Genomic DNA, 26117 nt, shown 5'->3' on the forward strand with positions numbered 1-26117 from the left:
GCCCACGAAAAGGACTGGAAGAGAGAGTATGGCGCGCAACATTCTGATACTTGGAGCCTCTTATGGCTCATTGCTGGCGACAAAGTTTTTGATGGCGGGTCACAACGTGACCCTGGTTTGCCGAAGCAATACCGCCGAACTCATCAATCGCGACGGCACCGAAGTCCGTATCAAGCTGCGTGAGGAGGCGACGCACCGGGCGATCTTTTCGCGCGATCTGCCTGGAAATCTGGACGCGGTTGCACCCGCCGACGTCGACCTGTCGCGTTATGATCTGGTCGGCCTTGCGATGCAGGAACCGCAATACGCCGACCATGCGATCGAGGTCTTGATGATCGAGATCGCCGATGCGAAGCTGCCCTGCCTGTCGATCATGAACATGCCGCCGCTGCCTTATCTCAAGCGGATCCCGGCGCTGGCGAAAGCGAACCTGGAAGCGGCCTATACCAATGCGCTTGTATGGGAGCGGTTCGAGCCGGGACTGGTATCGCTCTGCTCGCCCGATCCGCAGGCCTTCCGCCCGCCGGAAGAGCCGGCGAATGTCCTTCATGTTGGCCTGCCGACAAACTTCAAGGCCACAACCTTCGAAGACGAGAAGCACAATGTCCTGTTGCGTGAGCTGGAAGCCGACATCGACGCGGTGAGGCTCGATGGGCTGGACGTTCCGGTGAAGCTCAAGGTGTTCGATTCACTTTTCGTCCCGCTGGCAAAGTGGTCGATGCTGCTAACCGGGAATTACCGCTGCGTCACACTGAACGGACCGAGGTCGATCCGCGACGCGGTGTACGATGATCTGACGCTCTCGCAGTCGATCTATGACCACGTCGATGCCATTGCTCAACGTCTGGGGGCGGACCCGAAGGACCAGGTGCCTTTCGCAAAATATGCCAAGGCGGCCGAAAGCCTTCTCAAACCATCGTCGGCAGCGCGTGCGGTGTCCAGCGGCGCGCCGTTCATCGAGCGGGTCGACCTCCTGGTGAAGTTGATTTCGCATCAGCTCGGCATACCCAATGCCGAGATCGACCGCACGGTTCAGACCGTGGATCAAAAACTGAACGAGAGGATCAAGCTGCCGGAGCCGGCTCGCAGTGACGCGCTCCAAACCTAGTTCGAGAAAGCCCTCAGCCACGTGTGGCACTCTTCAGCAAGATCTCGCACGACATGACGGTGTCGCCGGGCGACCTGATCGCCTGCGGAACGTCAGTCGGCGGCGGCGTCATGAAGGAGCCGGTCGACACCGTGACCGTCGCGATCGACGGCATTGGCGAACTGACCAATGAATTCCGGCGGTAAACGGCGGCACCTCGGGGCCCAATTGGCATTTGTAATGCCAGCCGACTTGCGATAAGCACGGCCGCTCCTCGCCAGAAGGGGCTGCCCCGGGTGACATAAGGCCTACCCCGTCTCTCCGCCTCCAAACGTGGATCGTGGACGGGAAATTCTCGAAGGCCAGGCGTGGGGCGAAACGTCAAAACATAACCCAGCACAACCGGTGGAAGAGAGAGAGTATGGCGCGCAACATTCTGATCCTTGGAGCTTCCTACGGCTCGTTGCTGGGAACAAAGCTATTGATGGCCGGTCACAACGTGACCCTGGTTTGCCGGAAGAAGACGGCCGAACTGATCAACCGCGACGGCACCGAGGTTCGCATCAAGCTGCGCGACGAGAAGGCGCACCGGGCGATCTTTTCGCGCGACCTGCCGGGCAAGCTGGACGCAGTCACGCCTGCCGAGGTCGACCTGTCCCGCTACGACCTGGTTGGCCTTGCGATGCAGGAGCCGCAATACACCAACCACACCATCCGGGTGCTGATGATCAAGATCGCCGAGGCGAAGCTGCCTTGTCTGTCGATCATGAACATGCCGCCGCTGCCCTATCTCAAACGGATTCCCGCACTGGCGGACATGGACCTCGAAGAGGCCTACACCAACGCGCTGGTATGGGAGCGGTTCAAGCCGGGACTGGTGTCGCTGTGCTCGCCCGATCCGCAGGCCTTCCGCCCGCCGGACGAGGCGGCGAACATCCTTCATGTCGGCCTGCCGACAAACTTCAAGGCAGCGGCATTCGAAGACGAGAAACACAATAAGCTGCTGCGCGAGCTGGAAGCCGACATCGATGCGGTGAAGCTGGATGGCCAGGACGTTCCGGTAAAGCTCAAGGTGTTCGACTCGCTGTTCGTGCCGCTGGCCAAATGGTCGATGCTGCTGACCGGCAATTACCGCTGCATCACGCCGAACGAACCGCAGTCGATCCGCGACGCGGTGCATGGTGATCTGAAACTGTCGCGATCGATCTATGAGCATGTCGACGGCATCGCGCGGCGTCTCGGCGCCGACCCGATAGATCAGGTGCCGTTCGAGAAATATGCCAAGGCGGCGGAAAGCCTGCTCAAGCCCTCATCGGCGGCCCGCGCCGTGGCCGCTGGCGCGCCGTTCATTGAGAGGGTCGACCTGCTGGTGAAGCTGATTTCGCATCAGCTCGGCGCGCCCAACGCCGAGATCGACAACACGGTGCAGGTGGTCGATCAGAAGCTGAGCGAGAAGATCGTGGGGGCCGGATCCGGCTCGGCGTGACCGGCGCCGGCGCAGGCTCAGCCGGCACGCTTTGAGCGTGCGGCTTCGTCAGGCCCGTAGCGGCAGCCGGATGCCAACAACCGGCATCGGCTGCCTCATTGCCTTAGAAAATCGGCGTGGGATACGGCTGGCCGATCCAGGGATTCCAGGTGACCGTTCCCGGGGGATAGCCGCCGAACGGGGGCTGCGTCGTGCAGCCGATGATGACGACCTTGTCGCCGAAGAGGCCGCCGCCGATGCGGCCGCCGCTGACGGCTTCGAGTTGCGCGAGGCTGAGGATTTCGCAGTCAGCGCCCGTGTTCTGATTCAGGGAATTGCTCATGATCATCCAATCCGTTCGCTAGAGGGGTTGATGTTCCGGGCATAAGCGGCCCGTGATGGCAACCTGCCTCAGCGCTCCCGGACGTACCGTGATTTTGATCACCTACGAATTGAAGGCGGTTGGCCGGGCTCCGGTGGTCGCCCTTCAAGGAATAAGCGCCGCCGGCATCGGTCCAGTCGGCAGGGGTTTGAATTGGCGCTGATGCCCCTGCACCATCGCCAGGAGCGCTACAGCAAACGTAACAGCCATCAAGAGCTTGAACATGAGCATCAGAAGCCGATTGGGTCCGCCAACTCTTCCTGATTCAGTTTTGCCGAATGGCGGTCAATACATGCACGCGGAGGAGATCAGAACCGTAAACATGTCGAGCTCAAATTCCGATTCCAGGCTCGTTCCAAGCCGCTTTAGCCATTTGTCCTGTGCCATGTAGGCGACCTTCTCGCGCGCCATCGGACATTCAAACCTGAGCCCGGCGAGATTTTGAAGGTGATGAACCATTTCATGAACCAGCACGGATTGGCTCGCCGGTGATTTTCCGGTCCAATCATCGGGGAGAAAGATCGTTTTCAGATTGTTGTCGTAGACGGCAACGACACGACGCGGAGCTGGTTCATCGCCCACGGCACCCTGCGTCAAGCCTCGCGAAAACGCACGGTCCTCGGCGCGCATCGTTTCAAGCTTCGATTGCGAGACGAAAGCGACGGCCGGATGATCTGCCGCGGCGGGCAGATCAAAGTTCGAACCGAGCCAGGTCACAATTTCATCGAGCAGATCTCTTGTCGCCCGGGTTGCTTCAGACTGAGGCTGAACAGCGGAAGAGTCAGCGGCCACTCTCGCGGCCGGGTCAGCATGACAAGCGGATTGAAAGCAACCAATAAGAGCCGCAACCAAAAGGAATTGCTTGAACATAAGCGCCTCCGGTCTCTGACTTGTTTTTAATCAAATTGCTCTTCTTCAGAGCAGTCGTTCAATATCTGCAACGCTAACACGGGGAACGCGACGCGGCTGTGAAGCCACTCACAGTCGTGTCGCGCGCATCGCGCAACGAACAGCCTTCATCGCACTCTCGCGTGTTTGTGATCGCGAACCGACGCGATGACGCAACAAACACCTTCGGCATGTGAGCCAGATTACGTTCGCATGCGGATTGCAGGCGTAATGAGTTGATGATGATCCAGCGTCGATTGGACCGCAGGCAATGCGCTGTTGCGGACGATGGGGACAGCCGACATGAATCTATCGTTGATCGATTTGTCGTTGATTGACTTTCTCGGCTTCGTGGCAGCGCTCAGCGTTCTCGCGAGCTTCTGCATGACGACCATACTGTCGCTTCGTTCGTTTGCGTTGCTGAGCAACGTGCTTTTTATCGTCTACGGATTGTTGTCTCAGGTTTACCCGGTGTTTTTCCTGCACCTTGTGCTGCTGCCGGTTAACATCACCAAGCTCTGTCGGCTTCAGATGGAAACCAGATCGCTGCCGGACCAGCGCAACGGCATCCAGCGGAACAAATGGCCTGCCCGATGAAACCAGGCAACACCCGCGCCCCGGCGCGAGAAGCCGCAAATTGTCCGCCCGACGGACAAAAGCCCGCTTTTGCATGCTTGCGATGCCCCGCCTTGTGCCGTCCCCCGGTAGACTTTTGCGCCTGCTGACGGCATCCTGCCCCTCGAATTCCAACAAAAACGCGCGTGGCTCCGCCCGCGCCCGGAAAACAAAGGGCAGGACATGATCAAGACGCGGTTCACCGAAATGTTTGGCGTTGAGCACCCGATCGTCCAGGGCGGGATGCAATGGGTCGGGCGGGCGGAGCTCGTCGCGGCCGTCGCCAATGCCGGCGCACTCGGCCTGATCACCGCGCTGACGCAGCCCACCCCGGAAGACCTCACAAAAGAAATCGCGCGCTGCCGCGGCCTCACCGACAAGCCGTTCGGCGTCAACCTCACCATCCTGCCCGCGATCAAGCCGCCGCCTTACGCCGAATACCGCCAGGCCATCATCGAGGCCGGCATCAAGATCGTGGAAACCGCCGGCAACAAGCCGCAGGAGCACGTCACCGAATTCAGGAAGCACGGCATCAAAGTAATTCACAAATGCACCAGCGTCCGCCACGGGCTGTCGGCGGAGCGGATGGGCGTCGATGCGCTTTCGATCGACGGCTTTGAATGCGCCGGCCATCCCGGCGAGGACGATACCCCGGGCCTGATCCTGATTCCGGCGGCCGCCGACAAGATCAAGATCCCGATGATCGCCTCCGGCGGCTTTGGCGACGGCCGCGGTCTGGTCGCAGCGCTCGCGCTCGGCGCCGAGGGCATCAACATGGGCACGCGCTTCATGTGCACCAAGGAAAGCCCGATCCACCAGCTGGTGAAGGAGCGCATCGTCGCCAATGACGAGCGCGAGACCGAGCTGATCTTCCGCACCATGCGCAACACCTCGCGCGTCGCCAAGAACATGATCTCGACCAAGGTGGTGCAGATGGAAAAGGAAGGCGCAAAATTCGAGGATGTGCGCGAACTCGTCGCCGGCGCGCGCGGCAAGATGGTCTATGCCACCGGCGATGCCGATGAGGGCATCTGGTCGGCCGGCCAGGTCCAGGGCCTGATCCACGACATCCCGACCTGCGCCGAACTGGTGTCGCGCATCATGCGCGATGCGGAGGCCATCATCCGCCGCCGCCTCGAAGGCATGATGTCGGGCGCGGCGCGTCAGGCGGCGGAATAAGGCGCGGCTAGCGCCACGAACTCGGTCACCTCTCCCGCTTGCGGGGGAGGTCGGCGCGCAGCGCCGGGTGGGGGCTCTTTCCTCACGAAGACTCTGACTCGCGGCAACACCCCCACCCCAACCCTCCCCCGCAAGCGCGGGAGAGGGAGAAAAAGAGAAGCCCATGAAAGCTTACGTGTACGGCGCCAACGGCGCTGAAATCGCCGACGTCGCAAAGCCCTCGCCAAAGGGCACGCAGGTGCTGGTCAAGGTCAGCGCCTGCGGCCTCAACCGCGCCGATCTCGGCATGACCAAGGGCCATGTGCATGGCGCGGCCGGCGGCGTCGGCACCGTGCTCGGCATGGAATGGGCCGGCGAAGTCGCCGAGCTCGGGCCTGACGCCAGGGGCGTCAAAATCGGCGACAAGATCATGGGCTCGGGCGGCGCGGCGTTCGCCGAATACACGCTGGCCGATCACGGAAGGTTGTTCCGCGCGCCCTCCAACATGAATTTCGAGGAGGCCGCTACGCTGCCCGTCGCGCTCGCCACCATGCACAACGCTGTCGTCACCAACGGCGCGCTGCAGGCGGGCCAGACCGTGCTGATCCAGGGCGCCTCCTCCGGCGTCGGGCTGATGGCGATGCAGATCGCAAAATTCAAGGGTGCCAAACTCGTGATCGGCTCCTCCACGGATGCGATGCGCCGCGGCCGGTTGAAGGAATTCGGCGCCGACCTCGCGGTGGATTCTTCTGATCCTGCCTGGGTCGATGAAGTGCTGAAGGCGACGGGCGGCGAAGGCGTCGATCTGATCGTCGATCAGGTCTCGGGGTCGGTCGCGAACCAGAACCTCAAGGCGACCAAGGTCAAGGGCCGCATCGTCAATGTCGGCCGGCTCGGCGGCACCCATGCCGATTTCAACTTCGACCTCCACGCCGCGCGCCGCATCCACTATATCGGCGTCACCTTCCGCACCCGCACCATCGAGGAAGTCCGCGAGATCTTTGACGAGGTCCGGAAAGACATCTGGCCGGCGGTGGAATCCCGAAAGCTGCAGCTGCCGATCGACAAGGTTTTTCCCTTTGCCGAGATCGGCGCGGCGTTCGCGCACATGGAAGCCAACAAGCATCTCGGCAAGATCGTGGTGACGCTGTAATCTCGTGTCCCGGACGCGGTGCAGCACGCAGTGCTGCTCCGCAGAGCCGGGACCCACGCGCCGATGGACCCCGGCTCTGCAGCGCACCACTTCGTGCTGCGCAGCGTCCGGGGACCGCGGGCCTCAGGTCCTTCGCACAGGCGAACGCAATGACCTCATCCACCCCCCACACCATCCACGACGGCGGCCGCTACTTCGAAGGGCCGCGCTGGCATGCGGGCTGGCTGTGGTTCGTCGACTGCATGGAACGGACGCTGCTCAGCCTTGCGCCCTCAGGCGAATGCCGGCAGCACGCGAAATTCGATGACACGCCGTGCGGCCTCGGTGTGCTGCCGGACGGCAGGCTGATCGTGCTGACGATGTTTCAAAAACGCCTGCTGGCCTTTTCCGACGGCGAGCTGTCGCTCTACGCCGACCTGTCCGATATCGCGACTGGCACGATCGACGACATGATCGTCGACGGGCTCGGGCGCGCCTATGTCGGCGATCTCGGCTTCGACCTGCCGCCGCCGCCGGATCGCGGCGCGCGCGGCCGCATCATCCTGGTGATGCCTGACGGCGCGCGGCGCGTGGTGGCCGACGGATTGCGGTTTCCCAACGGCATCGCGGTCTCGCCCCAAAACGACCGGCTCGTCGTGGCCGAGATGGATGGCGCCTGCCTTGCCGATTACGACATCGCCCCCGATGGCGGTTTGAAGCTTCGCAGCTGCCTCGGCGGCATGAAATCGCCTGACGGCATTTGCCTCGACGCTGATGGCGCGGTGTGGGTCGCGGCCTTCGAGGAGGACGCCTTCATCCGGCTCGACCGCGAGGGCCGCGAACTGCAGCGCATCGAAGTGCCCGGCCGCCGGGCGCTTGCCTGCGTGCTCGGCGGCCCCGAGCGCAAAACCCTGTTCTGCCTGAGCGCCGCGACGTCGTACGAGGAACTGCGGCAACGGAAATCGTCGTCGCGGGTCGATGCGGCCAAAGTGGAGATTCCGGGCGCGGGTAATCCCTGAGCGCAGACGCGCGCACCGAACCAACGTTCAAGTGGGCCCGCAACCTGGATCAGGCCCTTGGATCAAACCACCGGAGTGGCGATTCTGTCCTTGAGCTCGGTGCAGGTCCTGCGGACCTCCGCCGTCATCAGCGAACAGTCCTCGATCTGAACGAAGATGCGCTTGGCCTCCTCGCGGTAGCGGGCTGCGGTTTCCCTCATCTCCAGGGTCACGGCGAGCGCATCGCGGGTCATCGCTTCGCATTGCTTGACGCGCTCGATCAGTTCCGCGCCCATCGACTCGATGTCTTTCGCGGCAGCTTCGTATTCGCGGACAATGGCTTCCGCCGTCAGCTTGCCGATTTCCGTGGCTCCCTCGCGGTGCTCGACATAATCTGGCATCGACCCGGTGTCCGCGATGGACACGGTGGGCTCACGTACCCTTGGCGGCGAGAAAATGGCGGGCCGCGGCTCGTGAACTGGCGGCCTTCTTCGAAACTCGGCCTCGATTTCGCCCTCCAGATCAATGACGCTCGAGACCCGTTCAACTATAGACTGTACCATCACTACTACTCCCTTTGTCCAAAAGTGAGTCTTCGTAATCGAGTTTAATCAGACTCCACCTCTTTGGGCGCTGCGCGCCCGCGCTCTTGCTTGAGGGCGAAGAGAATATCGCCAAAATTCAAGCAGTTCTACTGCAACCGATACCCTTTGTTCACTAAACGTTCCTACTCCTGAATTGCCGACTACGTTGCTCACCTTGGGTTTCGGCGGCACTGGATTTGCAGAAGCTCCTGCATTCCCCGCGAATGCCTTGCAGGCTTGCCGTGACCTTGGCGGCACGCGCTTCCCGGTTGCCGGACACGCGAAACCGCGCCCGACGCTGCCGCCTGGAACCACACCACGGGCAAGACATTGACCTTCCATGAAAATGGCCAAGGCCATCCGTCAGCAGGCAGCCACCGCGGAGCGGGTCGCGGCGAGCGCCGTTGACGCCTATGCCGCCGAACAGATGCGATCGCTGGCGCACGCCTTTCGAGCCCAGGCCGAGATCATCAAGAAGAAGCAGAAGAAAAAGAAGAAGAAATGAGCTTTTCCATCAAAGCCAAGTGCCAGCACGGCGAACTGATCCATCGCAGGAAGACTGCCGAAGCCGCGCTCAAGAAAGCGCGGGAAATGTCGCGAACCGGCTGTTACGACATCTACATCACCACGCCCGAAGGACGCGATTACCACTCGTCCGAGTTCGCGGAGTTGCCTCGCACGCCCAAAGTGCGACCCGTTCGGAAATCGCATCCAACTCACAAGCCGGATACGCCGTGATGTGCCCGATCGATGACTCCGAATCCTTTGGCTCGCCCGCTGCGATGAGGAACCAATAGCCGGCTGATCGATTGGCTGGGAATGATCCGGAGTTCAAACCATGACCGACGACGCCCCCACCCAGCCGTTTATCTACGAAGGCCTGGATCCGATCCCCGAATCCAAATCCACGATCGAGGAAGTCTCTGACGCCGTCAAAGGCGCGGCCAGCCGGGTCAGTGACGCCATCGAGACCGGCCGAAAACCCGGTATGCCGCTAAGCATCCTTAGCAACATTGCACGCGAAGCTCCGCTCGGATCTCTCCTGGTCGCCTTCTTGCTCGGCGTCGCAGTAGCCAGGCGACGGTGAGGAGAAAATTCATGGCCGACAAATCGACCTTTACCGCCGACGAATGGAAAACGCTTCTGGAAAGCGTAATGGCGCCCGGCCTTGCCGTAACGGCCGCCGAGCCAAGCGGGCTTTGGGGCCTGCTCCAGGAGAGTTTCGCAAGCGGAAAAATGCTGGCGAAGACGAAGATGGACACGGGCTCCAATCCGCTCATCAAGGCCGTGGTCGATGATTTCGCAACAAGCGAGGGGCGAGCCGTGGCGCGCGACGGTTTGAAGGAAAGCCTCAGCGGCAAAAAGCCCTCCGAGGTCAAGACCGCCTGCATCGAAATCCTGCAAAAAGTCGACGGCGTCCTAAGCGCCAAAGCGCCCGGCGACGCTGCTGCATTCAAGAACTGGTTGCGCGAGATCAGCGAAAATGTCGCCGAGGCATCCACCGAGGGTGGATTTCTCGGTATTGGCGGTGTTGTGGTCAGCGATACCGAGAAGGCGACGCTTGCTGAAATCTCCAGCGCGCTCAAACTGGCGGGTTAGCGCACGTCGGCGGATTGGCGTAGTGTCATCCGGCATCTTGTTTGAAATGCAGCGGCGGACTACGCCTTTGCCCTACGCACTGGTAGTATAACATTCCTGGAGTCAGGCCGGCTTCCGGCGAAGCCATGCAGATCCCGCCCAGGCATCCTGCGTTATGAAGAATCTGTTCGTCGTCTCCCACCCGGAATCTGTTCACCACGTCGAACACCTCGTGGGGGGCTGGTACGATACGGCATTAACCGCAAATGGGCGCGCGGCGGCGAAACTGCTCGCGGAGCGTCTGTCATCGCTCGTCGGTGCTCAGCAAACTGAAATTTACAGCTCTGATCTTCTTCGTTGCTCCCAGACGGTCGACATCGTCGCCGAGCGGATCGCTGGCCCGGTTGTTCGGACGTCGGACCTGCGCGAGATCAGCTATGGAGTGGCCGAAGGCAAGCCGCAAGCCTGGCTCGATGCTCACCAGACCGTCGCCCCGGACGACAACCGCCTCGACCATCGAGGCGGCATCGAGAATGCCGAGACGCGTCGAGAGTTTGCAAATCGCATTTACCGGGCAACCGAGATGATCGTGGGCCGCCCATGCAGCACCCAGATCATCGTGACCCACGGTTTCGCCCTGACCTTCGTCGTCGCGGCATGGATCAAAATGCCGATCGACGCCGCCGGCTACGTAAACTTCGCAAGCAAGCCCGGCAGCATCACCCATCTGCAGCAGGACCAGTTTTGGAAGAGCCGGACGGTGCGGACGCTCGGTGACGTCGCACATTTTGCGGATGGCGGGGATGGGATCGGCAGGGCGGATTAGCGTAGCGTAATCCGCCGTCTTGGTTTGAATGCTAGATAAAGCTAGGCCGCAGCTTAAGAAGAATAAAAAGCATTCGAGCGATTCAAAGAAACCGCTCGAATGCGAGGGCTTTGATGAGAGCGGGAAAGAGTTTGAGAAGGCAGTGAAAAAGGCCCTAACCGTCGGACCCAAATAGTTTGCTGGTTGGATCAGGAAGCGTCATGACATTCCCGCCTCGGAAGAAGGGAATTGTTTTACGCATGAAGTCGATATCCCTCTCACTCATCGCTCTGCAAACGTGCTCTCTGCTCAACAAGAGTTCGAAGATTTCGTTTTTGTATTCTGGGTTGCCTTTCGCTGTACCCGCCGGTTCGCGACCAAGCTTACGATGATTCTCCTACCCGACCGATGGTAACCATCGGCGAGTGCACATCGGGAAAATATTCCCTTCTCACCACGCCTTTCCGCGTGATTAAACGCACTCCAATACTCTCAAGCGAGGCTCAGCAGCCCACCAGCGTCGACAAAATTCCGTTTTCCAGAAATTCCGCTTGACGCCACCCCCAAATCACCTGCACACCTCATCCATCCCGTCCCAATGAGAGGGGCGCTCGCGATCGTCACGAACGTGGGACGGGGTGCGGTGGACGCAGCAGCGTCGCGCGCGATAGGTGGCTGCAGGGTGAGATGAACCTCATGAGCGGCACACGGCGCGCAGGACGAGCGATGCCAACGCCCGAATGGACCTGAAAGCGAAGACGGGCCCTGCCCGGCGAAGCCAAAGGCGAAGACGGGAATGCTGCGTACGGCAAAACCGTGTGGTCCTGGCACCCGTTGCTGGTGTCAAGTTTGCGGAGGCAAGTCGAACCCGACCGGGTCTCGATGAGCCGTCAATTCGCAGACGACGGTGACAAAAAGGAACTCGTTCACCGGGGAGAGCACGGCATAAGCCGTAAAGCCATTGCGCAGGGAATGTCGGATCGCCTCCGCTGCCCTGTATGCTAGTGTGCACTTTCCTTTGTGCAAACCGCACACGAGACCGCGGGTGCAGCGTGCATCCGGCATTCCCTGCGCCCTCTTGATTGAGAGGGTGGGAAGATTTCAAGCAAGACTCGGGCGCAATGCGTCGCGAGATCGCGGAGTTATATGTTGCCGTCGTCCCGGCGAAGGCCGGGACCCATAACCATAGGGAGAAGTTTTGCGAAAAGTCTCTGCTACCGAGGCTTCACCGAGAGATCACGCGGTATGGGTCCCGGCCTTCGTCGGGACGACAAGACGGATAATCCTTCGCATGTCAGCAAATTCAACTCGGAACAATTCGCAACAAACCTGCTTCTGCAAACCAGTTGCGACTAGCGCTGTGGATGGCGGCTTGATGTTGACGGACGCCCTGCTAAACCGCCGGTCATGACATTAACCCACGCCCGCGTTTCCAACCTCAAGACCAACGTCGCCGCGATCTCGATTTTTGCCAGCGCCGGCATGGCCGCGGCGAAATTCGCGGTCGGGATCGCGATCGGCAGTCTGGCGCTGATTTCGGAGGCCCTGCACTCCTCGGTCGACGTGGTCGCGACCATCATCACCTGGCTGGTGGTGCGCGTTTCCGACCAGCCGGCCGACGCGGAACATCATTACGGCCACGGCAAGTTCGAAAGCCTGTCGGCGCTGTTCGTCATCGCGCTGCTCTATGTGCTGGCCGGCGGCATCCTGGTGGAATCCTGGAGCCGCCTGCGCGAAGGCGCCGCGCCGCCGACGCTCTCGGCCGTGCCCTTCGTGGTGCTGGTGATCGACATCGGCGTGAATTTCTGGCGGGCGCGGGCGCTGCATCGCACCGCGCGCGAAACCAAGAGCCAGGCGCTGGCCGCCGACGCGCTGCATTTTGCCTCCGATGTGCTGGGTTCGATCGCCGTCATCATCGGCCTGGTGCTGACCGGCTTCGGCTATGCGTGGGGCGACACGGCGGCGGCAATCGCGGTCGCCGTGATGATATCGCTGCTGGGCTTGCGGCTGGGACGATCCACCATCGAAACCCTGCTCGATCGCGCGCCGGAAGGCGCGGCGGAGAAGGCCACCATCGCGATCCGCGCCGTACCCGGCGTGGTCGGCGTCGAGCGCCTGCGCGTGCGCATGGTCGGGCCGACCCATTTCATCGACGCCATCGTCAACGTGCCGCGCACCACCCCGATCGACCGGGTCGAGGCGATCAAGCGGACCGCGCAGGCGGCGGTGAGCCAGGCGCTCGGCGACGCCGATTTGACGTTCACCGCGGTGCCGGTGGCGCGCGACAATGAGAGCGTGCGCGAGCGCATCATGGTGATCGCGCGCAATTCCGGCCTCGCGGTCCACCATGTCACGGTGCACGATCTCGGCGGCCGGCTGACGGTCAGCATCGACCTCGAAGTCGACGGCGACATGGTGCTATCAGCGGCGCACGACATCGCCCATGAACTGGAACGCAGCATCCGCGAGGACTTTGGCGAGGATGTCGAGGTCGACACCCATATCGAGCCGCTGGAGCCCGAACTGCCCCACGGCACCGACGCCTCACCCGAACGGGTGGAAGTCATCAAGGCGGCGCTGGCGGGTTTCGCGGCCAACGGCGCCATCCACGACATCCATAATGTGCGGGTGCGCGACACCGACGCCGGCGAAATCGTCAACTTCCATTGCCGCGCCGCGCCCTCGATGAGCGTCATCAAGGTGCATGAGAACGTCGACGAGATCGAGCGCGCGCTGCGCCGCGCCTTCCCGACCATCAAGCGCGTGATCAGCCACGCCGAACCGCCTTATCTGTGATTCCTGTTTTCGCTCGAAAACGCCATGCTGCGTAATATTACGGACGCGTTCCTGTTTCGGACTCTTTTTGGAGTCCCCGATTCGTCGTTGGACAAGATTTATTTCATATTAACGAATCGTTGACTCTCGACAGCCCGGGAAAAACGGATTCAAATCGCTGTGATTCGGAAACGACGTGGGGTTCTTCCGAACGATGTGAAAAAATTAATTTCGGCGGGGGTTTATTAGCATGGCGCGCGCGCATGCGGCGAACGCGTGTGTCCAATCCGACTCGATCAAGGGATTGGCGCAATCGATCGCTAAACCGGCTTACCACAGGCTGCTCATCGCCGAGCCGGCGCTGCGACGCGCCGTGCCGACCCTGATCATTGCCTTCCTGATCACGATCTGCCTCGGCGCGGTCGTGCAGGTGATCGACCAGACCCGGCAGAAGCGCGCCGCCATGAAGCGCGACCTCGCCGCCGTCACCGACCTCATGGCCGAACGCATCGATCGCCTCGCCTCCGTCCGGCAGGATCGCGCCCTCACCATCGACCGGCTGCAGAGCCTGCTGCCCGAACTCATTCCCTCCTGGGGCAACGCGGCCGGCCGCCATTTCATCATCACCGGGGTTGAGCATCGCGTGCTGGCGCGGATTCCGGTCGAAGGCCTCAGCGGAAGCGACCGCGTGCTCGACGTGATCTCCACCGCGCAACTGCTCGCCGCGCCGGCTCAGCAGGGCGTCGTCAACGACATGACGCTGCCGAGCGGCAACGGCGCGCTGGCGATTTCGCGGCTGGTCAAGGCGCTGCCCGGCCAGGTCATCGTGATCCAGGAGAAGAGCGATCCGCTGTGGGGATCGGACGCGGCGCTGTCGATGACGCTGTCCGCCACCACCGGCTTCGTCGTGCTGATCCTCGGCTTTGCGTTCCACTGGCAATCGACCCGCGCCCGCGAGGGCGACCTGATCAATGACGCGGTGCGCGGGCGGATCGACACCGCGCTCAACCGCGGCCGTTGCGGCCTGTGGGACTGGGACCTGTCGCGCGGGCGCATTTTCTGGTCGCAGTCGATGTTCACGATGCTCGGGCTCGACTCCCGCAACGACCTGCTGACGTTCGGCGAAGTCAACGCGCTGGTGAAATCCGACGACATCGATCTGTTCGCGATCGCCGACCAGCTGATCTCCGGCAAGCTCGACCATATCGACCAGACCTTCCGCATGCAGCACACCGGCGGTCACTGGATCTGGCTGCGGGTCCGCTGCGAACTCAGCCAGGCCGCCGCCGACTCTGGCCTGCATCTGATCGGCATCGCGGTCGACATCACCGAACAGAAGAGCCTTGCCGAGAAAACGGTCGAGGCGGATTTGCGGCTGCGCGACGCGATCGAGACCATTCCGGAAGCCTTCGTGCTGTGGGACGCGGAAGACCGCCTGGTGCTCTGCAACTCGCATTTCCAGCGCCTGCACAAACTGCCTGACTCGGCGGTGACATCAGGCACCTCCTATGAAACCGTGATCGAAGTCGGCAGCATGCCGGAGGTCCGCACCAGGCTGCAGGAGACCGGCGCGCAAGCGCCGGGAGCGCGCACCTTCGAAGCCCAGCTCGACGACGGCAGCTGGCTGCACATCAGCGAACGCCGCACCAAGGACGGCGGCTACGTCTCTGTCGGCACCGACATTACCCGCATCAAGGAGCACGAGCAGAAGCTGGTCGAGAACGACGCGCGGATGCGCGCCAACGTGCTCGATCTGAAGCGCTCGCAATCCGAACTGGCCGACCTCGCCGAGAAATATTCGCAGGAGAGGACCCGCGCCCAGGAAGCCAACCAGGCAAAATCAAAGTTCCTCGCCAATATGAGCCACGAGCTGCGCACACCTCTGAACGCCATCATCGGTTTCTCCGAGATCATGGGCAGCGGCATGTTCGGCGTGCTCGGCTCCGACAAATACCAGGAGTACTGCCACGACATCCTGACATCGGGCAAATATCTGCTCGAAGTCATCAACGACATCCTCGACATGTCGAAGATCGAGGCCGGCCGCATGAAGCTCGACATGGAGCCGCTCGACCTGTCGAACATTCTGGCGGAGTCGCTGCGCGTGGTGTCCGGGCGCGCGGAAGACAAGCATCTGACGCTGGACGCCGATATCGAAAGCACCATCTCGGTCATGGCCGACCGCCGCGCGGTCAAGCAGATCTTCGTCAACCTGCTGTCGAACGCCGTCAAATTCACCCCCGACGACGGCCGGGTCACCGTGCGCGGCCAGGTGCTCAGCGATTCCATCGTGCTCGTGATCGCCGACACCGGCATCGGCATCGCGCCGGATTCGCTGCGGCGGCTGGGCAAACCGTTCGAGCAGGTCGAGAGCCAGCTCACCAAGACCTATCAGGGTTCGGGCCTCGGGCTCGCCATCGCGAGATCGCTGACCAGTCTGCACGGCGGAACGATGCGGCTGCGTTCCAAGCTCGGCACCGGAACGGTGGTGCGGATCAAGCTGCCGCGCGAGCCGCAAAAGCCGAGCGCAAAGCTGTCGGTCGCGGCGTAGCCGGCCCTCAAGCCGATTCCAGGGTCGGCGCGACTTCGCGGGCGATCTGCACCAGGGCTGCGATCAGCGGCGTCATCGGATCGCGCTGCGGGATCACCATGCCGATGCTGTAATCGACCACGGGATCGACGATCGGAATGCTGCGGACGGTGTCCGCGAGCCCCAACGTCTCCGCCAGCTTCGCCGGCATCACGCTCGCCCAGCGTCCGGTTTTGACGTGGGTATAGAGCACCAGCAGCGAGTTCGACGTCAGCGTCGGCATCGCCTCGGCGCCGACCGACGTCAGCGCGCGGTCGATGATCCGGCGGTTCTGCATGTCCGGCGTCAACAGGCACAGCGGCACCTGGCCGACTTCCTTCCAGGTGACCTGCTTGCGATCGCCGAACATCGCATCGGGCGCGGTCAGCAGGCGGTAGCTCTCGTTGTAGAGCGGAATGGTGCGAACCTTGCCGATCGGCTCGTTCTCGATATAGGTCAGCCCGGCGTCGACCTCGAGATTTTCCAACAGCCCCAGCACCTCGGCCGAGGTGCATGACCGGATCTGGAAACGCACATCGGGATGGCGCGCGCGGAACGGCGTGGTGAGCTGCGCCACCATGCCGAGCACGGTGGGGATTGCCGCCAGCCTGATCTCGCCGGAGAGCTTGTCCTTGAGGCTGTTGATCTCCTGCCGCATGGCGCGGGTGTCGCCGACGATCCGCCGCGCCCAGTCGAGCGTGCGTTCGCCCTCGGGCGTAAAACCCTGAAAGCGCGAGCCACGCTGCACCAGCATGACGCCGAGGATTTCCTCGAGCTGCTTGAGGCTCGTCGACATGGTCGGCTGGGTGACGCCGCACGCCTCGGCGGCGCGTCCGAAATGCCGCTCCTTTGCGAGCGCCAGCAATAGTTCAAGCTTATCGAGCAAGAAGGCCTCAGTGAATCTGGTCGGTTAACCCCATCGTCCCGCGGTGACAAATACCACGGCCACCGCTGGACCCATACGTCAAAAGCCGAACTCCGATACACGGTATCGGCGCTCATTGGATACTGATATCGCCCGATTTTCAGGTCCTATCGGGCGAGCGGCATGGAACGGGTTCCCAATAATTGGAACAATTCCAATTCCGATCAGGGCGCGGGGCCGGCCGTCATTTCGCCTGCCCTTTCGCCTGCCCCGCGCCCCTTTCGGCCGAGTGCGACCCACGGCCTCAGGATCGGTACCGGACATTGCCTTGCGCCGCCAGCTGGCCGGAACTATTTATGGTGATCGAACTTCGGCCGACCGACTTGGCCCCGCCCATAGTGCGCGTGACTGACGAGCCTCAGCCCACTCTCGACTAACATCGTCCGGCCCCTCAGCGGGTCTTTAACCGGTGGATGCGATCATCACCTCGTCCATCAGCCGTGAGTCATGCCCGGCAGCGGCCGGCATGCGCCAGGGAGCCAAGTACGCACTTCATGTCCGACAAGCCAGACAATGCCGACGCCCAAACCGCCGATGCGCATGACGACATCATGTACCCGTCCGCGCTGCCGTTCATCGTGCTGCACCTCAGCTGCTTTGCCGCGTTCTGGACCGGCATCACCTGGCAGGCCGTCGCGATCTGCGTGACGCTGTACTGGCTGCGCATGTTCGCGATCACGGCGGGATATCACCGCTACTTCTCGCACCGCTCCTATTCGACCAGCCGGCTGTTTCAATTCGTGCTGGCGTTCCTGGCCCAAAGCACCACCCAGAAGAGCGTGCTGTGGTGGGCCGCCAAGCATCGCCACCACCATCTGCATTCCGATACGCAACATGACGTGCATTCGCCGCGCCACAAGGGCTTCTTCTACAGCCATGTCGGATGGATTTTTTACCGGCAACACGACCTGACCGATCTGGTCAAGATCGCGGATTTTGCGGCCTTTCCGGAATTGAGGTTCCTGCACCGGTTCGAACAGCTGCCGAGCGTGATCCTCGCGATCACCTGTTTCCTGATCGGCGGATGGTCTGGCCTCGTGGTCGGTTTCGTCTGGAGCACGGTGCTGCTCTATCACGCGACCTTCTGCATCAATTCGCTGGCGCATGTTCACGGCCGCAAGCGCTACGTCACCGGCGATGATTCCCGCAACAACTGGCTGCTGGCGTTCTTCACCATGGGCGAAGGCTGGCACAACAACCATCACGCCTACCAGAGCAGCGCCCGCCAGGGTTTTCGCTGGTGGGAAATCGACGTCACCTTTTATATCCTGAAGGCGCTGTCATTCGTTCGCGTCGTCCGGGACCTGAAGACGCCGCCCGCGGAGGTGCTGCGCAACGAGCAGCGGCTGGGTTCGCGCGTCATCAATCGCGCCGCCGACGAACTCGTCGCATGGTTCAATCCCGAGCGGATTGCGCTCGCCGTTTCGTCGGCGCTGCATTCATCCGAATTGCTGGCGTTGCAGGAGACGCTGAGCCAGGCCCGGTCGCAAACGGCCGAAGTACTGGCGTCGTTCCATCCGAGGATTCCCACGCGCGACGAATTACTGGCGCAGGCGCAGGCCATGTTTGCGCGCACCCGCTCGCTCGACGAAATCGTCGATCGCGCGCACCAGCTCCTGCTGGGCGCGGTCGGCTCGCAGCTGATTGCGGTGCGGGCTTAGGAAAAAGCGGCGGAATGGATTCCGCCTTCGCCCGTTGGGCTACGGCGTGACAAGTGCCATTCCGCCCTGCAAGCCATTCAGACTATCAGAATCCAATGGGGCCGAGCGCCCTGACTGAATCCATGGTCAGATAGCCGGGGAACGGCTTCCACCAATCCGGCGCACCGGTGCCGGAGCCGCCGGTCGTGGTGGTGGTGGTCGGCAGCTTATCAAACGCCGATTTCAAGCCGCCTCCACTGATCAGATCCAGCTCATCGATGCGCAGTTCATGATTGACCTTGGTCATGGCAAGTCTCCATCCGTTGGCGCAAGCGATCATCGCTCGTTGTGATTGCAACCTATGCCGGCAAGGCCAACTCTTCCGTGACTGTCGTCACGTGAGCGCCGCGCGGGCCCAGGACAGGCTGCGGGGCCATCGCCCACCACAAAAACTGGCGGAATAGTTTCCGCCTTCTGTTAGCCTTTGCGCGCAAAAGTTCCGACATCCATGGTGCGCGGTCAAAAACATTTGGCTTGCATGAGCACTATTGATTGGCACTTTCGCGTAATAGCGCGCATCCTGCCTTATCACCGCCCTGCCCGTGGCACCCTTCGGTGACTGAGAGTTCGGTAACACTCCCGCCTCAGTTCGAGGTCAGTTCATGGATCGATTGATCCGCGAACGAGATCTCGCTCGCAAAGCGCTGTCGGGAATGACCGACCCAGTGAAACGTCAGCGGCATTGACGCTCTGACGGGCAAGTGAACGTCCGCCGCTACCGCGCGATTTGAAACCAGCTTGATGCGCAACATCGACTGGTGGGACTGCAAGCGATCAACCCTGTTGGAGGATGTCATGGAAACAAGTTTTGGATCAACGTTCCTTGCATGCGGGGGGATATTCGTCCTCTCGTTCGTTGCCATCTGGGCATTCTGGTATGTCGAACGATTGCGCGGATCGAGCGCGCCTCACGTCTAGAGCCACGGTCTGTCGCTGCGGTGACAATGTGCGAAGTCATTGGCTGTCTCCATGGTTGGTCCGGCAACGGACCACCCGTTGTCGGACCGGCAGCCTCATGTCGGCCGACGATCGCGGCTGTGCGCGCCATCACGGATAAGCGCTGCTTGCCCCAAGGCGCTTCGCCTTCATTGCGCTTCCGATTCAAATTTCAAACAGCCCAGCACGTCGTTGCGCTTCTCAGCTCTCTCCACTCGTCGTCCGGCGAAGGCCGGGACCCATACTCCGTGACGCTCGTTGTTGCGGAAGGTCACTAATGCCGGCGCTCTTACCGATGGGCCGCGGCGTATGGGTCCCGGCCCCCCGTGCGCAATTGCGCACTAGGCCGGGACGACGCGGATATAGTTTCGCGTTCTCGCGGCGCGGTGCGTCCGAGGTTTGCTATCAAATTCTTCACCCCCAAAATTCAGAGGGCGCAGGGAATGCCGGATGCGCGCTGCACCCGCGGTCTCATGTGCGATTGTGCATAAGAATGCTGCACATGAGCATACAGGGCAGCGGAGAGCATCCGACATTCCCTGCGCAGTGGCTTTACGGCTTATAACGCGCTCTCCCCGGTGAGACGGCCTCTATTGCCACCGTCGCCCCTCGGAAGCGTTAGCTCCCGAAAGACTTGACGCCGTTACGGGCGCCAGGACCACACGCCTTCACCGTACGCATCAGCCGCGACCGTCAATCGCAACATCAGCGTCCACCGCGACCCGCCCCTCGTTGTGACGATGGCCAACGCCCCTCTGAGTGGGACGGGATGGCGAGAATGTGCCGATGATTTGGGTCGAAGGAAAGGAAAATATTTTTGATTTTCGGAAATTCTGGACTTGACACGATTTCCGTAAATCAGAATTGATTTGCCCGTCGGGCAAATTTTGTTGATTGCGCTCGCCTTTTTTGCGTCATTCCCGATCGGCAATTGCGTATCGTACAAGGCACCTCAATCAGCGTCGGTAATTTTTCCTTTGCCGGTACAGGCCACGCACTTGGCCGGATAGATTCTGCGGGTTGCCAGCACAGGCTGCTTCACCACGGGGAAGCCCGTTCCTTTGCAGGCGGAGCACGTATGCTCCCTGATTTTTTGCGTCATGATTTTCATTCGCTGCCTCCTGGGTGGTGATCCCGCCAATATGCACGCTGGCCGCCCCAAGACGCTGATCAATATTGCTCATCCTGTGCGAATTTGTACAAGCGGCGGCGGGTCGGGAAAAAGCGCAGCCTGGGTCGATTTGGCAATACAGCTATCATTTCCTTGAAATGAGAGACGCCAATTTCATGTCATTGTTCAAAATGGACTGTTCGGCCCGATTATCCCATTTAAGGGATACGCCCGACCAGTTCCTCTCCGTGACGGTTGCCTGATCGCCTTCATCTGCACCCCAGCGAATGCGACTACCGACCTTGAGATTCCTTGATTCATCGCCGGTCATGGTCGGCTCATGTCCCCGGTGGCCGCTGCCCCTGGAATTGGATGCCGCACTTCTTGATGTTTGCGGCTTGTTCAATGGCAACCATCTGCCCCTTCATTTGGGCAAGCTCGGCTGCGGTCTGCTTGTCGCCGCCGACGAAAAACGCGGCTGGCCAAAAGATGACAACGGCCGCGGCGGTTGCCAGGCCGTCGTTGGTTCGCTTTTGATCCTGAACGCCCGATAGCGAAGCGGCCCGGGTTGAAACGGCCTGTGCTTCCTGAGCCAGTTGCTGACACGTATAACTCTGATACGCGACCGGCGAGACGTAAGCCGGCATGATATCAGATGAACTCGACGCGCAGCCAGCCAGCGCGGTGCAAAGCACCACGATCCCGAGATTTCGCATTTTTGACTTCCCCCTGCCCAGGAGGTGTTGCGCCTACTGTGGCGGGAACACAAGGCACTCGCAGGCAGTTTGGCGCTTCCCGGTATTAGTACTGCCTTCCCGCCAAATGATGCGCGGGATTTCCATGGCCAACAAAAGGTTGCTGCTTAGCGAATCCACGACGCATCGCACATCCTGTGAATTACCCCCCACCCACCAGCGCCAGAAACACCCGTCGCACCTCCGCCTCGGTCTCCCTTACCCTTGCCTGCAGCGTCGAGAAATCCGGGGTGTCGCCGGCGCGCGCCATTACGCGCTGCAGATTCTCGCCTGCGGTTTCCGGGTTGAACTTGCCGTTCACGCACAAACGCAAAATCTGGGTCAGGTCGTGATAGAGCCGCGCAGCCTGGCGCAGCACTTCGGCTTCGGCTTGCGGCAGCACGCCTGACCGAGCGGCGTTGTCGAGCACCTGCAGGGTGGAGACGCTGAGGATTTCGGGCTTCTGGGAGGCATGTGCGAGCTGCAGATATTGCGCGATGAAATCGATATCGACGAGGCCGCCGGCGGCGAGTTTCAAATCCCAGATGTCGTCCTCGCCCTTTTCCAGCGCGATGGCGCGGCGCATGTCGGCGACGTCGGTCGCGGTGCTGGCGGGATCGCGGGAGCGGATCAAGACGCCGCGGATGATGTCCTCGATCTTCTTGCGGAACGCAGGGGATGCCGAAATCACCCGCGCCCTCGTCAGCGCCATGTGCTCCCAGGTCCAGGCCTCGCGTTCCTGATAGTCGGCGAATGAATCGATCCGCGACGCCACCGGGCCGGCGCGGCCCGAGGGGCGCAGCCGCATGTCGACGTCATAGAGCACGCCGTAATTGGTCCGCGTCGTGAAGGCCGAGATCAGGCGCTGGGTCAGCCGCGCAAAATACTGCGCGCCGTGCAGCGACCGCTCGCCGTCGGAATCCGGATACTCCTCGTCGAAATCATAAAGCAGGATCAGATCGAGATCGGAGGACGCGGTCATCTCGCGGCTGCCGAGCCGGCCCATCGCAATGATCGCGGTCTCCTGCCCTTTGATCCTGCCATATTGGGTCGCGAACTGGTCGGTGACGAGACCATGCACGGTGTTCACGATACCTTCGGCCACATCGGCAAAGGCGACGCTGGCCTGCTGCGCCGATACGGTACCTGAAAGAATGCGCGTGCCGATCAGGAACAGGCTTTCCTGGCCGAACAACCGCAACCGGTCGAGAAAGTCCTCGTAGGAATCCGCGTCCTTCAATGTCGTCGCAAGCCGCGCGGACAATTCCTTCTGGTCCGGCATCGCGCCGAAAAAGCGCGGGTCGATCAAGCCGTCCATGATCTGCGGCTGACGCGCCAGCATGTCGCCGAGCCGCGGCGCGGCGCCGAGGATCAGCGCCACCAGCGCAACGAGATCGCGGTTCTGGCTCAATAGCGAGATCAACCGCCCGCCGCGCTGCAGCGCGCCGAGGAAACGGTCGAACGCCGTCACGGCATCGTCGGGGTCCTCGGCATGCGCGAGGCCGTCGATCAGGCCGGGGATGAATTCGATGAACGCGCTTTTGGTGGCCTCGTTACGCAGCCCGCGATAATCGCCCGTCATCCATTGCTGCAGGGTGCCTGCGACCATGACCGGCTTCTTGAAACCGAGCGTCGCCAAATGATCCAGCAGCCGCGGGTCTTCGGGTCCCGCGCCGTAATTGACATCGGGCAGTTTCTCGGTGCCGGTCGGATCGCCCTCGAACAGCTTGCTGTAATGCCCCTGCACTGTCTTGAGGTGGCCGAGCAAATCTTTTGCGAAGGCGGCGCGGCTCTCATAGCCGAAGAAGTTTGCGAAACGCTCCATGGCTTCGGGCTCGTCGGGCAGCGCATGGGTCTGCTCGTCCGATATCATCTGCAGCCGGTGCTCGACGCGGCGCAGATATTCGTAAGCGATGGTGAGCTCTTCCTGCGCCTGAAACGTGATCCAGTTGCTGGTCGCCAGCACCTGCAACGCCTGCAGCGTCGGCCGCACCCGCAAATGCGGATGCCGGCCACCCGCGATCAATTGCTGGGTCTGGGCGAAGAATTCGATTTCGCGGATGCCGCCGCGGCCGACCTTGACGTTATGGCCCTCGACCGAGATCTCGCTTTGGCCGCGATAGGTCTGCATCTGCCGCTTCATGTCATGGACGTCGGCAAGCGCGGCGAAATCGAGATGCTTGCGCCAGACAAACGGTGCCAGTTCGGCAATCAGCGCCTCGCCGGCCTTGGGATCACCGGCGCAGGGCCGCGCCTTGATCATCGCGGCGCGTTCCCAGGTGCGCCCTTCCCGCTCGTAATAATGCAGCGCCGCGTCGGTCGACATCGCGACTTGCGTCGAGGCGGGATCGGGGCGCAGCCGCAGATCGACGCGGAACACATAGCCGTCGCCGCTGCGCTGCTGCAGAATCCGTGCGAGCGCCTGCGTGACGCGCACGAAGAACGGCGCCGGTTCGATGTCGGCGACGAGCGAGGTCGCGGCGGGATCGAAGAACACGATCAGGTCGATGTCGCTGGAGTAGTTCAGTTCGCCTGCGCCCATCTTGCCCATCGCGAGCACGATCAGGCCGCAGCCTTCCTCGGGCCGGTCATGGTTGGCTGCATTCATCCGGCCGCGCACGACCTCCTGTCGGAGCAGGAACCGCAGCGCCGCCTGCACTGAAGCGACCGCGAGATCGGTCAGCGCCGCCGTCACGCGCATCACAGGCCAGACCCCGCCGATGTCGCACAGCGCGGTCATCAACGCGGCTTCCGCCTTCATGCGGCGAAGCAGATGCATCACGTCGGCTTCGCTGGCCGCATTGAATACGTCGCTGGTGGTTTTCTCGATCAGCGAGGAAAGGTGCGACTCCGGGTCGCACGCCAGCAAGCGGATCAGCCGCGCGGCGTCGGCGCGGAACAGATCGAACAGATAGGGCGAGAACTCCGCGATGCCCAGCAGGATGCGCCTGGCGAACGGCTGCGCCAGCACGGCCTCGAGCGCAGCCGACTGCGCCGGCTCCAGTTCGGAGAGCCAGGCTGAAAATATCTGTTCGGCATTGCTGGAAGCGGAGACATGCGGCCCGTCCACGAAGCGCGCGGCGAGGCCCTGTCCTTCCGCGTTGCCCGGCGCGGATGAGTTCATGCCACCTTCTGTGGCACATCCTGCGTTTGAGCCGCAAGCCTGTCACCGGAGGCCGCGCGCGCCGGAATGGCCAGCGTCGCGACCAGGCCCGGATGCGCATCGCCGAGCCGCAGTTCGCCGCCATGCAGGGTTGCCACCGCCGAGGCCAGGCTGAGGCCGAGGCCGGACCCCGGCAGCGTCCGGCTGGCCTCCAGCCGCACGAACCGTTCCACCGCGTGCTTGCGATCGCCTTCGGGAATGCCGGGGCCGTGATCGGTGACGCTGAGCAGCACGGTATCGCCCTCGCGCCGCGACTCGATCAGGATCTCCCGGGAACGTGCCGCCACCGCGGCGTCCAGCGGCTGCACCGCCGGATCCGGCTTGCCGTATTTGATCGCGTTCTCGACCAGATTGGCCAGCGCCTGGCTGATCAGCTCGCGGTTGCCGTGCAGGGCTGCGGGTGCGGCCCTGACGCGCAAGGTCAGGCCGTCGTCTTCGGCCAGCGGCTCGTAGAGTTCGTGGATGCCTTTTGCGACGTCGGCGGCGTCGAAATCGTCCATGTTGCCGCGCGCCTGCCCGGACTCGGCGCGCGCGATCATCAACAGCGCGTTGAAGGTGCGGATCAGGCCGTCGGATTCCTCGATGGTGCGTTCGAGCGCGGCGCGGTATTCGCTCTCGCTGCCTGAACTCGCCAATGCCTCCTCGGCGCGGTTGCGCAGCCGCGTCAGCGGTGTCTTCAGGTCATGGGCGATGTTGTCGGAGACTTCCTTGAGCCCCGTCATCAGGGCCTCGATCCGCTCCAGCATGGCGTTGAGGTTTTCCGCGAGCCGGTCGAGTTCGTCGCCGCTGCGGCCCACCGGCAGCCGGCCGGAGAGATCGCCGGCCATGATGCGCCGGGTGGTGCCGGTCATGGCGTCGATCCGGTGCAGCACCCGCCGCGCCACGAAGATGCCACCGCCGAGACCGAGCACGATGACGACCAGCAGCGACCATTGCGCGGCGTTGGCGACGATGCCGAACATCCGCCTTCGTTCCTCGAGGTCGCGTCCGACCAGCAGCCGAAAACCGTTGTCGAGTTGGGTGACGCGCACCAGCGCGCGATGGTGGGCGGTGTCCTGCTCGTCGAGCCGGCGGTACGCCGTCTCGGACCAGCCCGAAGAGGCCATTACGCCCGGAGACAGCGATTCGACATTGCCGCCGAACGCCGTTCCTGCCGGCGTGGTGACGAGATAGAGGTTGGCGCCGGGCCGCAGCGTGCGGCGGCCGAGCGTGAGGGCAAGGCCCTGCAGCCCGCGGCGTGCGTAGATGATCTCGATCTCGGCGATCTCGGCGTTGACGGTCGCGGTGATCTGCTCGTTGATCAGCCGGCGCGTATTCCAGGCGAAATAGCCCAGCAACGAAGCGGCAAACAGCGCAAACAAAAACAGGTAGACCAGCGTCAGGCGAAACGCCGTGGTGCGGATCAGTTTACCGAATGCCGTCACGGATCATGTATCCAATCTGAGTGCTTCGTCTGTTATCACTGACCGTCGTCACAGCTTTTATTTCCATTTATTTTCAATGTATTGCTGG

24 protein-coding genes and 1 pseudogene are annotated in these 26117 nt (G+C 62.1%); 15 read left to right on the top strand and 10 right to left on the bottom strand.

What is annotated here, in order from left to right; all coding sequences use genetic code 11:
• Window positions 1–28 precede the first annotated feature (28 nt).
• The 3 genes and pseudogenes from JQ600_RS13015 (at window position 29) to JQ600_RS13025 (ending at window position 2573) form a co-directional block, all read left to right on the top strand.
• The gene (locus JQ600_RS13015) at window positions 29–1108 is read left to right on the top strand and encodes a ketopantoate reductase family protein (RefSeq protein WP_212263804.1); all 1080 of its coding nucleotides are present in this window, start codon (window positions 29–31) and stop codon (window positions 1106–1108) included.
• A gap of 29 nt (window positions 1109–1137) precedes the next feature.
• Window positions 1138–1293: pseudogene (locus tag JQ600_RS13020) on the top strand (fumarylacetoacetate hydrolase family protein); the annotation flags it as partial.
• A gap of 215 nt (window positions 1294–1508) precedes the next feature.
• A complete protein-coding gene (locus tag JQ600_RS13025; RefSeq protein ID WP_212386790.1) occupies window positions 1509–2573 on the top strand; it encodes a ketopantoate reductase family protein in 1065 nt (354 codons plus the stop codon).
• A gap of 103 nt (window positions 2574–2676) precedes the next feature.
• Here the strand turns inward: JQ600_RS13025 and JQ600_RS13030 are convergent, their stop codons facing one another.
• Window positions 2677–2895 (bottom strand): hypothetical protein, encoded by a 219-nt coding sequence (locus tag JQ600_RS13030; RefSeq protein ID WP_212035313.1) that lies wholly within the window; start codon window positions 2893–2895, stop codon window positions 2677–2679.
• Window positions 2896–3219: 324 nt separating this feature from the next.
• A complete protein-coding gene (locus tag JQ600_RS13035) occupies window positions 3220–3804 on the bottom strand; it encodes a DUF6647 family protein (protein ID WP_212386793.1) in 585 nt (194 codons plus the stop codon).
• Between the two features lie 333 nt (window positions 3805–4137).
• Here JQ600_RS13035 and JQ600_RS13040 point away from each other — a divergent pair, with 333 nt between their 5' ends.
• The 4 genes from JQ600_RS13040 (at window position 4138) to JQ600_RS13055 (ending at window position 7746) form a co-directional block, all read left to right on the top strand.
• Entirely contained in the window at window positions 4138–4419 is a 282-nt protein-coding gene (locus JQ600_RS13040; RefSeq protein WP_212386796.1) for a hypothetical protein, read from the top strand.
• Window positions 4420–4620: 201 nt separating this feature from the next.
• Window positions 4621–5616: a nitronate monooxygenase family protein gene (locus JQ600_RS13045; RefSeq protein ID WP_212386799.1), complete on the top strand. Its 996-nt coding sequence runs from the start codon at window positions 4621–4623 to the stop codon at window positions 5614–5616.
• 163 nt (window positions 5617–5779) lie between these two features.
• On the top strand, window positions 5780–6748 hold the full coding sequence (locus JQ600_RS13050; RefSeq protein ID WP_212386802.1) for a zinc-binding dehydrogenase: 969 nt from the start codon (window positions 5780–5782) through the stop codon (window positions 6746–6748).
• A 149-nt stretch (window positions 6749–6897) separates the two neighbouring features.
• A complete protein-coding gene (locus JQ600_RS13055; RefSeq protein ID WP_212386805.1) occupies window positions 6898–7746 on the top strand; it encodes an SMP-30/gluconolactonase/LRE family protein in 849 nt (282 codons plus the stop codon).
• 62 nt (window positions 7747–7808) lie between these two features.
• Here the strand turns inward: JQ600_RS13055 and JQ600_RS13060 are convergent, their stop codons facing one another.
• Entirely contained in the window at window positions 7809–8126 is a 318-nt protein-coding gene (locus tag JQ600_RS13060) for a hypothetical protein (protein WP_249133808.1), read from the bottom strand.
• A 523-nt stretch (window positions 8127–8649) separates the two neighbouring features.
• Between JQ600_RS13060 and JQ600_RS13065 the strand changes: the two genes are divergently transcribed.
• The 7 genes from JQ600_RS13065 to JQ600_RS13095 all read left to right on the top strand — a co-directional run bounded on the left by JQ600_RS13065 (window position 8650) and on the right by JQ600_RS13095 (window position 16018).
• Window positions 8650–8814 (top strand): hypothetical protein, encoded by a 165-nt coding sequence (locus tag JQ600_RS13065; protein ID WP_192734771.1) that lies wholly within the window; start codon window positions 8650–8652, stop codon window positions 8812–8814.
• Window positions 8811–9047 (top strand): hypothetical protein, encoded by a 237-nt coding sequence (locus tag JQ600_RS13070; RefSeq protein ID WP_192734329.1) that lies wholly within the window; start codon window positions 8811–8813, stop codon window positions 9045–9047. Before JQ600_RS13065 ends, JQ600_RS13070 begins: the two co-directional genes overlap by 4 nt.
• A 100-nt stretch (window positions 9048–9147) precedes the next feature.
• Window positions 9148–9396 carry a hypothetical protein gene (locus JQ600_RS13075; RefSeq protein WP_212263795.1) on the top strand — a complete coding sequence of 83 codons (249 nt, stop codon included), beginning with the start codon at window positions 9148–9150 and terminating at the stop codon, window positions 9394–9396.
• Between the two features lie 11 nt (window positions 9397–9407).
• Complete coding sequence (locus JQ600_RS13080) at window positions 9408–9908, top strand: hypothetical protein (RefSeq protein ID WP_212386810.1); 501 nt, start codon at window positions 9408–9410, stop codon at window positions 9906–9908.
• A 154-nt stretch (window positions 9909–10062) separates the two neighbouring features.
• A complete protein-coding gene (locus JQ600_RS13085; RefSeq protein WP_212386813.1) occupies window positions 10063–10713 on the top strand; it encodes a histidine phosphatase family protein in 651 nt (216 codons plus the stop codon).
• Between the two features lie 1386 nt (window positions 10714–12099).
• The gene (locus tag JQ600_RS13090) at window positions 12100–13488 is read left to right on the top strand and encodes a cation diffusion facilitator family transporter (RefSeq protein WP_212386817.1); all 1389 of its coding nucleotides are present in this window, start codon (window positions 12100–12102) and stop codon (window positions 13486–13488) included.
• Between the two features lie 229 nt (window positions 13489–13717).
• Complete coding sequence (locus JQ600_RS13095) at window positions 13718–16018, top strand: PAS domain-containing sensor histidine kinase (protein WP_212386820.1); 2301 nt, start codon at window positions 13718–13720, stop codon at window positions 16016–16018.
• A gap of 7 nt (window positions 16019–16025) precedes the next feature.
• Here JQ600_RS13095 and JQ600_RS13100 read toward each other — a convergent pair whose 3' ends face one another.
• Window positions 16026–16922, bottom strand: coding sequence for a LysR family transcriptional regulator (locus JQ600_RS13100; RefSeq protein ID WP_212205530.1), 897 nt, complete (start codon window positions 16920–16922; stop codon window positions 16026–16028).
• Between the two features lie 533 nt (window positions 16923–17455).
• On the opposite strand from JQ600_RS13100, the gene JQ600_RS13105 reads away from it, so the two are divergent.
• Entirely contained in the window at window positions 17456–18622 is a 1167-nt protein-coding gene (locus tag JQ600_RS13105; protein ID WP_249135855.1) for an acyl-CoA desaturase, read from the top strand.
• A gap of 85 nt (window positions 18623–18707) precedes the next feature.
• Here the strand turns inward: JQ600_RS13105 and JQ600_RS13110 are convergent, their stop codons facing one another.
• The 6 genes from JQ600_RS13110 to JQ600_RS13135 all read right to left on the bottom strand — a co-directional run bounded on the left by JQ600_RS13110 (window position 18708) and on the right by JQ600_RS13135 (window position 26029).
• Window positions 18708–18908: a hypothetical protein gene (locus JQ600_RS13110; RefSeq protein WP_212386822.1), complete on the bottom strand. Its 201-nt coding sequence runs from the start codon at window positions 18906–18908 to the stop codon at window positions 18708–18710.
• 1641 nt (window positions 18909–20549) lie between these two features.
• A complete protein-coding gene (locus tag JQ600_RS13115; RefSeq protein WP_212265827.1) occupies window positions 20550–20708 on the bottom strand; it encodes a hypothetical protein in 159 nt (52 codons plus the stop codon).
• 145 nt (window positions 20709–20853) lie between these two features.
• Window positions 20854–21039, bottom strand: a complete 186-nt coding sequence (locus tag JQ600_RS13120) for a hypothetical protein (protein WP_212489941.1) — start codon at window positions 21037–21039, stop codon at window positions 20854–20856.
• A 7-nt stretch (window positions 21040–21046) separates the two neighbouring features.
• Window positions 21047–21424 (bottom strand): hypothetical protein, encoded by a 378-nt coding sequence (locus JQ600_RS13125; protein ID WP_212386825.1) that lies wholly within the window; start codon window positions 21422–21424, stop codon window positions 21047–21049.
• A 181-nt stretch (window positions 21425–21605) separates the two neighbouring features.
• On the bottom strand, window positions 21606–24566 hold the full coding sequence (locus tag JQ600_RS13130; RefSeq protein ID WP_212386828.1) for a bifunctional [glutamine synthetase] adenylyltransferase/[glutamine synthetase]-adenylyl-L-tyrosine phosphorylase: 2961 nt from the start codon (window positions 24564–24566) through the stop codon (window positions 21606–21608).
• A complete protein-coding gene (locus JQ600_RS13135) occupies window positions 24563–26029 on the bottom strand; it encodes an ATP-binding protein (RefSeq protein ID WP_212386831.1) in 1467 nt (488 codons plus the stop codon). The genes JQ600_RS13130 and JQ600_RS13135 overlap by 4 nt, the downstream gene beginning before the upstream one ends.
• Between the last annotated feature and the right edge of the window lie 88 nt (window positions 26030–26117).

Source organism: Bradyrhizobium sp. AUGA SZCCT0176 (genome assembly GCF_018130145.1).
Taxonomy (GTDB): Bacteria; Pseudomonadota; Alphaproteobacteria; order Rhizobiales; family Xanthobacteraceae; genus Bradyrhizobium.

What these genes read in the sequence shown, in the direction of transcription:
- JQ600_RS13090 (WP_212386817.1), top strand. Translation starts at nt 12,100, where the DNA reads ATGACATTAACCCACGCCCGCGTTTCCAACCTCAAGACCAACGTCGCC.
- JQ600_RS13055 (WP_212386805.1), top strand. Translation starts at nt 6,898, where the DNA reads ATGACCTCATCCACCCCCCACACCATCCACGACGGCGGCCGCTACTTC.
- JQ600_RS13030 (WP_212035313.1), bottom strand. Translation starts at nt 2,895, where the DNA reads ATGAGCAATTCCCTGAATCAGAACACGGGCGCTGACTGCGAAATCCTC.
- JQ600_RS13015 (WP_212263804.1), top strand. Translation starts at nt 29, where the DNA reads ATGGCGCGCAACATTCTGATACTTGGAGCCTCTTATGGCTCATTGCTG.
- JQ600_RS13110 (WP_212386822.1), bottom strand. Translation starts at nt 18,908, where the DNA reads ATGACCAAGGTCAATCATGAACTGCGCATCGATGAGCTGGATCTGATC.
- JQ600_RS13080 (WP_212386810.1), top strand. Translation starts at nt 9,408, where the DNA reads ATGGCCGACAAATCGACCTTTACCGCCGACGAATGGAAAACGCTTCTG.
- JQ600_RS13120 (WP_212489941.1), bottom strand. Translation starts at nt 21,039, where the DNA reads ATGACCGGCGATGAATCAAGGAATCTCAAGGTCGGTAGTCGCATTCGC.
- JQ600_RS13130 (WP_212386828.1), bottom strand. Translation starts at nt 24,566, where the DNA reads ATGAACTCATCCGCGCCGGGCAACGCGGAAGGACAGGGCCTCGCCGCG.
- JQ600_RS13070 (WP_192734329.1), top strand. Translation starts at nt 8,811, where the DNA reads ATGAGCTTTTCCATCAAAGCCAAGTGCCAGCACGGCGAACTGATCCAT.
- JQ600_RS13095 (WP_212386820.1), top strand. Translation starts at nt 13,718, where the DNA reads ATGGCGCGCGCGCATGCGGCGAACGCGTGTGTCCAATCCGACTCGATC.
- JQ600_RS13060 (WP_249133808.1), bottom strand. Translation starts at nt 8,126, where the DNA reads ATGCCAGATTATGTCGAGCACCGCGAGGGAGCCACGGAAATCGGCAAG.
- JQ600_RS13075 (WP_212263795.1), top strand. Translation starts at nt 9,148, where the DNA reads ATGACCGACGACGCCCCCACCCAGCCGTTTATCTACGAAGGCCTGGAT.
- JQ600_RS13105 (WP_249135855.1), top strand. Translation starts at nt 17,456, where the DNA reads ATGTCCGACAAGCCAGACAATGCCGACGCCCAAACCGCCGATGCGCAT.
- JQ600_RS13050 (WP_212386802.1), top strand. Translation starts at nt 5,780, where the DNA reads ATGAAAGCTTACGTGTACGGCGCCAACGGCGCTGAAATCGCCGACGTC.
- JQ600_RS13125 (WP_212386825.1), bottom strand. Translation starts at nt 21,424, where the DNA reads ATGCGAAATCTCGGGATCGTGGTGCTTTGCACCGCGCTGGCTGGCTGC.
- JQ600_RS13045 (WP_212386799.1), top strand. Translation starts at nt 4,621, where the DNA reads ATGATCAAGACGCGGTTCACCGAAATGTTTGGCGTTGAGCACCCGATC.
- JQ600_RS13035 (WP_212386793.1), bottom strand. Translation starts at nt 3,804, where the DNA reads ATGTTCAAGCAATTCCTTTTGGTTGCGGCTCTTATTGGTTGCTTTCAA.
- JQ600_RS13065 (WP_192734771.1), top strand. Translation starts at nt 8,650, where the DNA reads ATGAAAATGGCCAAGGCCATCCGTCAGCAGGCAGCCACCGCGGAGCGG.
- JQ600_RS13085 (WP_212386813.1), top strand. Translation starts at nt 10,063, where the DNA reads ATGAAGAATCTGTTCGTCGTCTCCCACCCGGAATCTGTTCACCACGTC.
- JQ600_RS13115 (WP_212265827.1), bottom strand. Translation starts at nt 20,708, where the DNA reads ATGAAAATCATGACGCAAAAAATCAGGGAGCATACGTGCTCCGCCTGC.
- JQ600_RS13025 (WP_212386790.1), top strand. Translation starts at nt 1,509, where the DNA reads ATGGCGCGCAACATTCTGATCCTTGGAGCTTCCTACGGCTCGTTGCTG.